This is a genomic window from Sporosarcina cyprini (assembly GCF_022048975.1).
GTDB classification, from domain to species: Bacteria; Bacillota; Bacilli; order Bacillales_A; family Planococcaceae; genus Sporosarcina; species Sporosarcina cyprini.
The window spans coordinates 185,943-197,949 of the sequence record NZ_JAKMHX010000016.1; the positions used below are offsets into that span (position 1 = coordinate 185,943).

Annotated in this window: 13 protein-coding genes; 2 read left to right on the forward strand and 11 right to left on the reverse strand. The window is 46.2% G+C overall.

Annotation, left to right across the window (positions count from 1 at the left end):
* Window positions 1-36: 36 nt before the first annotated feature.
* The 5 genes from L7D49_RS04530 to L7D49_RS04550 form a co-directional block, all read right to left on the reverse strand.
* Window positions 37-1,077 (reverse strand): sensor histidine kinase, encoded by a 1,041-nt coding sequence (locus L7D49_RS04530; RefSeq protein ID WP_238079626.1) that lies wholly within the window; start codon window positions 1,075-1,077, stop codon window positions 37-39.
* Window positions 1,074-1,751, reverse strand: a complete 678-nt coding sequence (locus L7D49_RS04535) for a response regulator transcription factor (protein ID WP_238079681.1) — start codon at window positions 1,749-1,751, stop codon at window positions 1,074-1,076. The genes L7D49_RS04530 and L7D49_RS04535 overlap by 4 nt, the downstream gene beginning before the upstream one ends.
* 178 nt (window positions 1,752-1,929) lie before the next feature.
* Window positions 1,930-2,109, reverse strand: coding sequence for a hypothetical protein (locus tag L7D49_RS04540; protein WP_238079627.1), 180 nt, complete (start codon window positions 2,107-2,109; stop codon window positions 1,930-1,932).
* Window positions 2,110-2,249: 140 nt separating this feature from the next.
* Window positions 2,250-2,414, reverse strand: a complete 165-nt coding sequence (locus L7D49_RS04545) for a hypothetical protein (RefSeq protein WP_238079628.1) — start codon at window positions 2,412-2,414, stop codon at window positions 2,250-2,252.
* 308 nt (window positions 2,415-2,722) lie between these two features.
* The gene (locus tag L7D49_RS04550) at window positions 2,723-3,133 is read right to left on the reverse strand and encodes a hypothetical protein (RefSeq protein WP_238079629.1); all 411 of its coding nucleotides are present in this window, start codon (window positions 3,131-3,133) and stop codon (window positions 2,723-2,725) included.
* A gap of 387 nt (window positions 3,134-3,520) precedes the next feature.
* Here L7D49_RS04550 and L7D49_RS04555 point away from each other — a divergent pair, with 387 nt between their 5' ends.
* Complete coding sequence (locus L7D49_RS04555) at window positions 3,521-4,195, forward strand: response regulator transcription factor (RefSeq protein WP_238079630.1); 675 nt, start codon at window positions 3,521-3,523, stop codon at window positions 4,193-4,195.
* Window positions 4,192-5,217: a sensor histidine kinase gene (locus L7D49_RS04560; protein ID WP_238079631.1), complete on the forward strand. Its 1,026-nt coding sequence runs from the start codon at window positions 4,192-4,194 to the stop codon at window positions 5,215-5,217. Before L7D49_RS04555 ends, L7D49_RS04560 begins: the two co-directional genes overlap by 4 nt.
* Window positions 5,218-5,244: 27 nt before the next feature.
* Here the strand turns inward: L7D49_RS04560 and L7D49_RS04565 are convergent, their stop codons facing one another.
* The 6 genes from L7D49_RS04565 to L7D49_RS04590 form a co-directional block, all read right to left on the reverse strand.
* Window positions 5,245-7,200, reverse strand: coding sequence for an ABC transporter permease (locus tag L7D49_RS04565; protein ID WP_238079632.1), 1,956 nt, complete (start codon window positions 7,198-7,200; stop codon window positions 5,245-5,247).
* Window positions 7,187-7,954, reverse strand: coding sequence for an ABC transporter ATP-binding protein (locus tag L7D49_RS04570; protein ID WP_238079633.1), 768 nt, complete (start codon window positions 7,952-7,954; stop codon window positions 7,187-7,189). Before L7D49_RS04570 ends, L7D49_RS04565 begins: the two co-directional genes overlap by 14 nt.
* 127 nt (window positions 7,955-8,081) lie before the next feature.
* Window positions 8,082-8,855: a nucleotidyltransferase domain-containing protein gene (locus L7D49_RS04575; protein WP_238079634.1), complete on the reverse strand. Its 774-nt coding sequence runs from the start codon at window positions 8,853-8,855 to the stop codon at window positions 8,082-8,084.
* A 26-nt stretch (window positions 8,856-8,881) separates the two neighbouring features.
* The gene (locus L7D49_RS04580; RefSeq protein WP_238079635.1) at window positions 8,882-9,403 is read right to left on the reverse strand and encodes a cysteine hydrolase family protein; all 522 of its coding nucleotides are present in this window, start codon (window positions 9,401-9,403) and stop codon (window positions 8,882-8,884) included.
* 412 nt (window positions 9,404-9,815) lie between these two features.
* On the reverse strand, window positions 9,816-11,192 hold the full coding sequence (locus L7D49_RS04585; protein ID WP_238079636.1) for an MATE family efflux transporter: 1,377 nt from the start codon (window positions 11,190-11,192) through the stop codon (window positions 9,816-9,818).
* Window positions 11,193-11,215: 23 nt separating this feature from the next.
* Window positions 11,216-11,695: a DUF6530 family protein gene (locus L7D49_RS04590; protein ID WP_238079637.1), complete on the reverse strand. Its 480-nt coding sequence runs from the start codon at window positions 11,693-11,695 to the stop codon at window positions 11,216-11,218.
* Window positions 11,696-12,007 lie beyond the last annotated feature (312 nt).

Here is a 12,007-nt window from a genome sequence, read left to right on the forward strand (position 1 = left end):
ATATACCTGTCAGGTTCTCCAGGCACCGGTTCATTTTCAACTCCGCTTCACTTGGTCAAACTCATTTTCTGTCGGAAATTGCAGCCGCATGGCTGTACCTTTTCCTACTGAAGAGTCAACTGCAATGGCAATCCCCATCTTCTCCGCAACCGTTTTTGCCAAGTACAAGCCAAGCCCCGTCGCTGCATTGTGCAACCTGCCGGTCCCGCCTGTGAAGCCCTTGTCGAAAATGCGGGGCATTTCATGCGCTGGTATGCCCTGTCCTTCATCCATGACAGACAGCACAACATGCCCCCGATTGTCTTTGGATGTTTCGACACGAATCGTGCTGCCGGCCTGACTATATTTCACCGCATTCGTCATCAGCTGCCGGATAATGAAGCGGCACCATTTCCGGTCTGTTCTAACATTTAATTCCTCGCCAATCAAATCGACGCCGATGTTCTTTTCCAGGCACCACGAGGCCAGTTCACGCACTTCTTCTACAACGAGACTTGCCGCATCTACTTCCTCAATGACATAATCCGCTTCCATCGTGGGCAACCGGGAAATATACAGCTGCTGCTCGAGCATGAGATGGAGCCGCAGCCATTCGGACTCAATTTTCCGGATGGCGGGATTCTCCCGATTGGCATCAATCGTCAACTTCATTGCTGTCAGAGGCGCTTTCACTTCATGCACCCAGGCTGCCGTGTAATCCGCCTCAATCAAACTCGCCGCTTTCACTTCCGCCAAATTCCTCGAATAACTTTCCGCGGCCTGCCGCAAAACATCATTTATCATCTGATCACTTGTATAGTTCGCCTTTGGCAATAACTCCTGCCAATCCCCTTCCATTGCCTGCTGCAACTGTTGCAATGAACGTAGATAGGCGGTTTCCGCGAAAAAGCGCCAAACGAAAAACAGTGCGAAACCCATGACGAGTAAACCATTCAGATACAGTAAGGAATTGAGGGAGAGTGTTACCCCTTTGTCAATCCAAATCAACACATCCACGACACCGAGCGCCGCTAAAAAGAAGAGCAGCCAGCTTTTCCGGTCCGCGATAAAGTGAATAAACATCGTCTGCTCCTTCATACAGTTACCGCCATATAACCGAGACCCTTCTTCGTGACAATCGCATCACCCAAACCGAGTTCCGTAAGTTTCTGACGCAGCCTCGTGACGTTAACCGTCAATGTATTGTCGTTCACAAAATGGGAATCATCCCAAAGCTTTCGAATGAGGTCATCACGAGAGACAATCTGGTCTTTCATTTCCACCAACACAGTCAAAATGAAAAACTCATTTTTCGTCAACTCCACTTCGACGCCGTCCCGGCGAATCATCCCTCGCTTCAAATCAAGGACGGCCCCATTCCATTCCAACACATCGGTCGCTTCCTCCCCATACGCATACGTCCGCCGCAAAATCGCCTGCACTTTTGCTAAGAGCACGTCCAAATGGAACGGCTTTTGAATATAGTCGTCCGCCCCCATCTGCATAGCCATTACCATATCAAGCGGATGATCTCGCGAAGACAAAAACAAAATCGGCACCTTCGACACCGTCCGAATCTCCCGGCACCAATGAAACCCATCAAACGCCGGAAGCTGAATATCCAAAATGACCAGCTGCGGCTTCTCCCGAAGAAACGCCCCCATCACATCATGGAAATCCTCCGGGCCCGCCACCTCAAACGACCACTGCCCCAGCCGCTCCTGTAGCGAATCAAAAATCGCCCGATCATCCTCCACAATAAAGATCTTCATATCCATCCCGCCGTCCCCCTTCATATAGGATTAGTATAACGGAAATGAATGAATTTTTGACTGTTCGTATGTATTATGGAAAGCGGGCTCGGGAGGGAACTACGGGTATGCGAATTTTATTACCGTTTAAATCGCTTCTAGCTATCGCATGACTACAATTCAACAGCTATTCTGCGAATCATCTTGAAGAATTTTCCTCTAACATCCATTCTTCAGTCCCCTGGAAACCGAACCGCTCGTATATTTCTAGAACAGCTCGTATCTCGTTTCCAACCACTCGTATAATCCTGGAACAGCTCGTATCTCTCCTCAACCGCTCGAATAATCCTGTGACAGCTCGTATCTCTTCTCGAACCACTCGTATTTTCCTCCGAACCGCTCGTAAAATACTTGGAGAAGAATAAATCCGACTCAATCAAAATCTTAATTGGCCAAAGGCATTCAGCGCGCCATGGAGCAGGTCAGGACGAGTTAATTCTCGCTGCACGTTCATACGGTCTAACTTCCCATGTCCCCTATCACCAGCTGTAAACCGAACAGCTCGTATATTTCTAGAACAGCTCGTATCTCGTTTCCAACCACTCGTATAATTCTGGAACAGCTCGTATCTCTCCTCAACCGCTCGTATAATCCTGTGACAGCTCGTATCTCTTCCCGAACCACTCGTATTTGCCTCCGAACCGCTCGTAAAATATTTGTAAAAGAATCAACTCGACTTAATCAATTTCTTGATTGGTCAAAGGCATTCAGCGCGCCATCGAGCAGGCAATGTCATGTAGTTCTCACGCGAAGCTCATCCGGTCCAAGCGATCGGTCTCACTATCAAAGGGAAGCCTCTTCTGTACGGCAAAATCTGTACGATCACCGTCTAACTCAAACTGATCATCACATAACTAAAATTCAACAATCACCATTAAATATTTCACTACCTTATTGAACTAAGCACCCGATGCTCAATAAGGTGCAAATTCTTATGGGGACAAATGTTTATAATCTACTACTTCAATTTTGAAATCGTGGTTACATTTCAACTGATTAATCTTGCCACTATTACAGGACGGAGAAATCCTCATAATGACTAAATCTTCTTTCGAATTACGTTGATTTTCGGAAGGTATTTGAATCCTTACTGTAACATCGTAAGTATGGTTGTCATTGTAAGTTACACCTACAATCCTTTTCCAGTCCCAGCCAAGAAGCGGATCTCCCCCGTACTCCTGTATTACTCTTTTATCAATAATCGGGAAAACAATATCTGCAATAATGTCCTCTGTTGTGACGTACATCCCTTCAGCTTCAGAATGTGCTTCGGAAGTAACAATTTGCGTAAAGGTAAATACAAAACCTAAACATCCTAATAAAATCAAGTATGGTTTAACCATCAAGATGCACCTCAGCTCTACTTTTACTCCTTATTGTTCCCATCTTGTGTTTTTTAACAAGTAAAAATAGCCTACTCTGCAGCTCACCTATCTTCTAACAAAGCACCTGTTTAGTTTAAGCTTCAAAATCTGTTATACAAACGATATCTAAAAAAACTATCATCGTTGTTATATCATTTTCATCTATTAGATACTTTATATTTTTGTCCCCAGTAGTCACTAACGAGCTCCATTCAGCTCCTCAAATTTTCACAACTAATATTCCATCACATATATGAATCTTCTAAAAACACCTAACTTACATTTTTGTCATACCACCTTTTCCCCCAACGGCTTATGATACAATCGGGTTACCAATGCCGTCTAGGAGCTTTAGGAGGAGTGAATATGTTCACGATACTCATCGTGGAAGATGAAACAAAGATCGCTAACATCGTCGCCCAGGAATTAAAAGGTTGGGGATATGATGTATATACAACAGAAGATTTTCAGAAGGTGGAGGACTTTTTCCTGCAAGTCCAGCCACACCTCGTTCTCCTGGATATTAATCTCCCTTATATGAATGGGTTCTACTGGTGTGAACGGATTCGCCGCCACTCGAACGTCCCCATTGTGTTTCTATCATCACGTACTGAAACGATGGATATGATGATGGCGCTTAATATGGGCGGGGATGATTTTATTCAAAAACCGTTCTCCATGGAGATGCTTCTCACTAAAATCCATGCGCTCCTTCGGCGTACTTATACGTATCATCAGGCCGAAACTGACATTCTGTCCCACCGCGATATGACGCTGCATGTCAAGAAAGCGGCGGTCACCTGTCCTTCCGGGGAAATCGAGCTGACGAAAAATGAATTTCGTATTCTCTGTATTCTGCTGGAGCATAAAAATGAAATTGTCCTGCGGGATGAATTAATGGCTGCTTTGTGGGAGGATGAAAATTTCATTGACGACAATACGCTGACCGTCAATATCAACCGGCTGCGGCGCAAGCTGAGTGAACATGGCCTCGATGACTATATCCAAACGAAAAAAGGGCAGGGATATATGCTGATATGAAAACCTCGTTCTTTTCATACATACGTTATCAAAAACGGCTCATTGCCTTGTACCTCTTGATCATGTTGTTCGTAACCATCATGCTGTATGTCGAACCGACAATGTCGATTCATTTTACAAACTTACTATATCTTCACTTCGTTTCGGTGTGTTTTCTTATGGCCTATCTGGCATTTGATTATTACATCATCCATAAACAATACAAATCGCTCACTTCCCGATGGAGCAATGGGATGTTCATCCGGGAGGGCGTTGGAAATGCGAAGACGTACGAACAACAGTTGTACTTGGATTTTTTTCAATCCATCTACAATGAACACCAGCAGCAGCTGACCGCGACCCGCCAAGATAAAAAAGAATCATTGGAATTCATGACGACTTGGTTCCATGACATCAAAACACCGATTGCCATCAGCAAGCTGATCCTTGACCAATCAAAAACTCAGCCAGAAACCCAAAGCCTTCAGGAAGAAATAGCCCGTATCGAACGGAGTGTCGAGCAGGCGCTCTACTTCTCGCGAACTGATCACTTTGCGCAGGATTATGTTATAACCAAAATGGAACTGGATCAGATTGTCCGCTCGTTAGTGAAGCAGCATGCGAAGGAATTTATTCGCCGGAAAATAAAAATCGAGCTGCAAGTGCAACCACTTTTGGTAAATACGGATCCAAAATGGTTACATCATATTCTGACCGAATTGATTTCCAACGCGTTAAAATATACAAGCAGTGAAGGGACCGTTGTCATCCGTTCAGAGGAGGATAGCGAGGAAATCCGATTGCACATCACAGATGACGGCATCGGCATTCCACAGCATGACTTGGGCCGTGTTTTCCAGCTCGGCTTCACCGGAACGAACGGCCGCACTCACAGTAAATCCACCGGCATTGGCCTTTACATCGCAAAAAAAATTGCCGACAAGCTCGGACATGAGCTGACCGTTGATTCCCAAAAAGGCAGACTCACGACATGTACCGTCCATTTCCGTAAAAACTCCGACTACTATTCCACAGTATTGTAAAACGGGAAGAGGCGAACCCCTTCCCGTTTATGGATTGACCAGTTTATTCGCAGTGGCGACCGTCATTTTGTAATAAACCCAATAAAGACAAGTATAGACTGCGATACAAATCGACACCGGGTAGACAAACTGAATGTCCATCACCTTTGACAGTGACCCGAGAATGACGCAGCTATGGGCAATCCCGACAAGCAGCGGAAGGAGGAATAACAGCGATGTCTGCCGGGCAATCACTTGCTTCACTTTCCTTCTGCTCAATCCGATCTTTCGCAGAATCTCGTACCGTCTCCGATCCTCCGCAGCCTCCGTCAATGTTTTAAAATATATGACGCTCCCCGTTGCGATCAGAAAGACGAGTCCCATAAAGCCAAAGACAAACACAAGAAGGCCGTAAATGGATTGCGCAGTTCGATAGCTGTCCGTGAAACTATAGAACCCTCTATGCGCCCCTTGGTAATCCACCTCTCCGCTCTCAATTACCGCCCGCAAAGCTTCTGTGAGCTCGGCCGCCTCCAGCTGTTTATCTACTGTAACGACCCGGGTCATCATGACGGCATTCCCCTTTTTCAAACGTTCATACATTCCGTTGTCTACAATTAACACGGACGGCTGCACATCATACGAAAAAAGTGATTCAATCCGGTTCCCGGTAACTTGGAATGAAAACTCCCCTTCCTCACTCGTCAACACCACTGTCCGTCCCACATTTTCTTCCTCATGCTGAGAGCCAATGAAATTCCGGCCGAGCATGACCGTCTCCCCCGCATCCAGCGGGTTCATTTCATTCCTGCCAAGCCGTTTCGCAAGCAAGTTATATGTGGAGACCGGCAGCAGCGCAAACGTTTCGCCGTAATAAAAATAGCCGCCCGGAATGGTATCCAGCCCCTCTGCAAAGCCAGGAACCATTAAATAATCAAAAGTCTCGTCAAAGAGAACAGGATGGTCCTTATTTTCATGCAATACCTTTGTAATTTCATTATTCATTTCAACTGACTGCACATCCATCTGATAACTATAAGGAACATGGTCGCCCAGTGTTTGCATCGTATTAAAATACATCGTATAGGCAAATCCGAAAGCAACTAACGTCATGCCATTGAGCACGGAAATGACCGTAAGCAAAAAACCATTGCTCTTCAGGCGGCTTTTCAACTGTGTTAGCGTCAATAAATTCTTCCATCGGTAATAGGCTTTCTTTCTTCTTTGCCATAATTCCACGAAAAAGCTACTGCCCGTATGGAACAATAAATACGTTCCTGCGACAAGCACGATAAGGGAGAGTGTCATGTTTCGGCCGAAATGTTCACTCCAGCTTTCCGAGTCATAGGCATGTAAAAGGCTCCAATAGGCTGCACCGACCAAACCTACAGCCAGCACCGCGAGCAAATAGGACGGTTTCCACTGTTGCTGCATGCGATGTTTTGCTTGAAACAACTCAATTAAACGAAAGCGGTACACGAGTAAATATCCGTGAAGAGATGCGATCAACATGATGACGCCGAATACGATCGCCGTTTGCACAATTGCCCCAAGGTTGATTGAAAAATGAACGACGAGAGAGATCCCCATTACCTTTAAAAGAATCATGCTGAAAAAGGTTGAAAATAGTTGCCCCAGCCCAATTCCGATGCCAAGCGCCAAGAGGCAAAGACACATATTTTCATAAAACAGCATCCGGCCGATTTCTTTCTTCGTTCCGCCTACTAACGAATACAACCCGATTTCTTGTTTCCGATTGGTAATGAAAAACGCATTCGAATACCATACGAAAACGATCATGAAAACGGCAAGCAAAACAGAAACGACGGCTAAAAGCGGCCCCATTTTGTCATCACGCCCGAACGCTTCTGAAATCTGTTCATTGTACTGCAACGAAACAAACGTGAAATAGATGAGGACACTGAATACTAGGGACGCAATGTAGATGGCATATTTCCCAATATTGTGCTTCAAGTTTTTTAAAACGACATCATATAACGTCATAACGGCCGCCTCCCAGAGATGACAGCGTCGTGACAAGCTGATCAAAAAACCACTTCCGGTCCTTGTCTCCCTTCACCAGTTCCGTAAACAGCCTTCCATCTTTCATGAAAATGACACGGTCACAGAAACTCGCGGCAAACGCATCATGCGTCACCATGAGAATCGTCGTGCGGTACTCTCGATTCATTAATTGGAAGGCAGTCAGCAAATCCATCGATGCTTTCGAGTCCAAAGCGCCTGTCGGTTCATCCGCCAGAACCAGTTTGGGGTTATGAATAATCGCTCTGGCCGCCGCTGTCCTCTGCTTTTGCCCGCCAGACGTTTCATACGGATAGCGTTCCAGAATTGGCGCAATGCCGAGCTTTTCCGCAATCTCGTTTACCTTCTGATCGGTTGTCACGTAGGATTGATTGGCAAACGCCAGCGGCAGCATGATATTCTCCCGAATCGTTAAAGAATCGAGCAAATTATAGTCTTGAAAGATGAACCCTAAATTCGATCTACGGAATTCGGATAACGGTTCGTCACGCATCCCAGTAATCTCCGTTCCGTCAATTCTGATGCTCCCTGAAGTCGGCTGATCGATCGTCGCGAGTATATTTAACAAAGTCGTTTTCCCCGCACCGGATGGCCCCATGATCCCAACAAACTCCCCTTCATGGACCGTGACATCCACACCTTCCAGCACAGGAACCAAATTCGTTTTCGTTCCAAACACTTTATGTACGCCTTTCGCTTCTACTACAATCTCCATCTTAAAAATCCCCCACGTCTATGTTTGATAACATCATAACCCGCAGCGGCAGCGCAAACCATCGAAGGAACGAACAAAAAGCCCTCCGAATCTTACATTTTTGTTCGGAAGGCTTTTTGATAATTGGTTACCCGACTGCATGAAGTTCGATCATCCGCTGCAAGAAGTCAAGCGTTTGCGTCTCCTCTTTCAATTGTTCTTGAATCCATCCATACTCATCCGCTAGCAGGCTGCTGATCAAGCCCGCCGCTTGCCCATGACGGGAGGGGGTCACCCTTTCATGAATGGACATCATTTCTGCCACCCTCTCTTCCGGCAACGACTGCGAAACCGTCTTCAGCCCGAGTTGTGCCCGCTCCGGCGCGTACCGATGCAGTAATGCCCTCGCCAGATGGTGCACTACATTGGACAGCATCCGCACGGACCAGATGTCATTGCCACGTGCCGCCGACTTGCGATACTGGAATAAAAACCAAGCAATGTCCATCACATCATCCCGGTATTCTTCTAAGGAGAGCGCCAAGCCTTGTGTGGCAATAAATTCTTTCATGACATCATGCGGGTCATGCAACACGGTGAAATGATCATGTCCTGGAAAAGACTCCCGTGTTACCGTGAATAAATCTATATGTAGGTAGTTATCAAAAACCGCAATCAGCTGAGGAGCGACTATGAAAATATCATCGGTAAAAATTACTTCCCGGTAAGCACGCAGATGCTCCAATCGCCTCTCAAGGAACCCCGTCTCCTCCTCCTGTTTCACCAAACAATACATATCAATATCAGAATGCTCATCATGCTCGCCTCTGCCCATCGACCCTTTCAAAAAAATGGCTTCTACATGTGGATCCTTTTTCAAACTCTCACAAATAACCTGAACGGCAATTTCTTGTTGTTTCATTTATTCACAACCTAACTGAATCGTTGTCATGGCAGCTCAAGTTCCTCAAAATCCACCACATTGATTACCTCGGACCAATGAAGCACCGTACCAACGAAATCCCGAATATTGAGATCCGCCATCTCATACGTCTGTCCGTTGTTCGTCGTACCCGTCGCATCCTCGATGAACGTCACCTGATACCCTCGGTCAAACGCAGCAATCGACGTAAACAAGCAGCAAAACTCCGTCATGAAGCCGGTGATATAGACATGCTTCACGCCGTATCCATCCAGTATTTCAGCAAGATTCGTCTCATAAAATGAACTCGGCGTCCGCTTCTCAATCACCTGCTCGGCATATCCCTTCACCGACTCATGCAACTCCGACCCTCGGGAACCTTCATAGAGAGTGCTCTCCTCCACCGAATCCAAATGCCTCAGGAAAATAACCGGCTTGCCCTTCTCCTTAAAATGAAGAATCATCTTTTCAATCCTCGCCAATTCCTCTTGAAACTCCCCGTGCTCCACAATGCCGTTTTGCACATCTATTACCAATAAAGCTTCCATAACTTAGTCCTCCGTCCATTGTCTTTCTATTCTATTTCGGTTGAGATGACAAGAATCCTTCTTCCTTCGGAGGATTTTATTGGACTCATTGGTTTCCTGCTGAAACATTGAGTTACCATCGGCATCTGGGTTTACCACCGTCTCTCGGGTGCTTACCACCGATTCTCACACGCTTACCACCGACTCTCGGCTGCTTACCACCGGCTCTCATACGTTTACCACCGACTCTCGCACGTTTACCACCGACTCTCCGCTTTACCACCGACTCTCACACATTTACCATCGACTCTCCGCTTTACCACCGACTCTCGAACAATCACCACAAACTCTCCTAACGCCTAAGCACCAATACCTCCAAAAATCACTCCTAGCAAAAAAAGAACCAGCTCTAAAAGCCTGGTTCTCCACTAATTTAATCGCGCAGCATAACCTGCAGCGTTTTCTTTTTCCACTTCGTCTTGAAATAAGTGTATTGCAAAATGAAGTTGACACAAAAGGCGATCGAATAAGCGGCCCACACACCATTTATTCCGAGAGGCGTATGGTGAGACAGGAAATACGCCGCAGGCACCTCAACTGCCCAAATTGTAAGCACCAAAAAGATAGTTGGCCACAGAACAACGCCTGTTGCACGCATCGTAGCGGTAACTGTTTGCATATGTCCAAAGATGAGATAACTCCAAAACGTGATGAATAAATAATCCTTTGCAATGGACAGCGTCTCGCCATGATCAATAAAGAGTCCTAAAATTGGCTCGGCAAACAGATACATCACGCCGATAAAGATACCGCCCAACACGTAATTCAAGCGGACGCCAATCTGGCGGATTTGTTGAATCATTTCTGTCGAACTCGCGCCAAGGGCCTGCGCGACAAATACGGACGTGGCGATCGCAATGCTCATCGCCGGCATCTGTGCATACCCGCCGATTTGATTGACAACGCCATAAGCTGCTGTTGCACTGGAGCCATAGATGTTGACGAAACCAATGATGGCAATTTCCGCGACTGAGATGGCAACCATACTAATGCTCGCCGGAATGGCCAACTTCAGCAAGGAGGACAGGATATCCTTCTTTAATTTAAAGTATTGCAATACTGTGCGATCTAGCCGTAAGCTATGTTGTTTCTTGTGCAAATAAAGGAGCAACAGCACAAGGGTAATGAAATTGGACAACACCGATGCATACGCCGCCCCATTCAATCCGAGCCGAGGCAAACCGAGCCAGCCAAACATGAGGACCGGAAGAAACGCGATATTGGCAACAACGCTTATCACCAGGAAAATGAACGGCGTCTTGGAATCGCCAACGCCCCGAAGGAATGTCGTGTATACCATGTAAAGGAACATGACCGGCAAGGTGAAGAATAAGATGCGTGCATAGGAAACACTTTGTTCAAAAACGTTTTCCGGCGTCTGCATAATGCGCAAAATCGTCTCGATAAAAAAACCACCGAAAATCGCAACAACTACAGATAACAGCGTGGTCGCCGCCAAGGTCACACCGACGACTTGCTTCATTTTATCGACATTGCCAGCACCATACGTCTGACCGACCAAGATCGAACTACCTGATCCAAGGCCGATTGCAAAGGCCATTAGGAAGAAGAAGAACGGGAAAAACGCGGAAATCGCCGCCAAGGCATCGACTCCCAGATATCTCCCGACTAAAAACATCCCAAAAATTTGACCAAGGGATTGTAAAATATTCGCCATCATAACTGGCACTAAAAAGCCGATAAACGCTTTCTTTAAAGCCTTTTCATCGCGTACTAACGTATGATTCATAATTAGATCCTCTAGAGTTATATTTAATAACCCATTTCTTTTAAGATGTGTGACAGTGTGCGTAATCGCTCGCCGATTAATTCACCGTCTTCGTTCAAAGCTTGTTGGAACAATTGAATATCTTCTTTAATTTGTTCATTTTCCGTGCAAACTTCCACCGTCATGGCATCCCCTTGCAAACCGACACGCTTAATGACGGGATTTTCCGGATCATATAAATCCTCATGACGATAGGCCTCGCGGAAATAAAGCTGCGCCTCGCATACCAAAATTGCCAAGTCCAAGACCCGATGCAGCGGCATCTCCTCCGATTGGCGAGACCACTTATCCCCAGTATGCCGCCAAATCTTCGCTGAAATGTCCACCTTTCCCCGGTCATTCCACTGTGCCAAGCCTAGCGATAACCCTTGAGCATCCGTCTTATACGCCGTCCGCCCATCTATATTTGCATAATTCTCCGCGACAATCACCGGCTTATGTTTCAAATGTGTAGGAATTTTCATTTCCACTCTCCTCATTTACTGATTTACTAAATTACTAGTGCAGTAAATATATACTTTCCGCTAATTTTTGTCAATAAAAAACTGAAGGACACCCTAGTCTCAGAAAGCATCTCCACTCATGATCCTCACGATCAAGTCGTACCCGGTTACCACCGACTTGAGCTCCTTTACCACCTTCTCTCAACCCCTTACCACCGACCTACGCTCCTTTTCCACCGATTCTCAACCTTTTACCACCGACCTGCGCTCCTTTTCCACCGTCTCTCCCTCTTACCACCGACCTGCGCTCCTTTTCCACCGTCTCTCAACCTT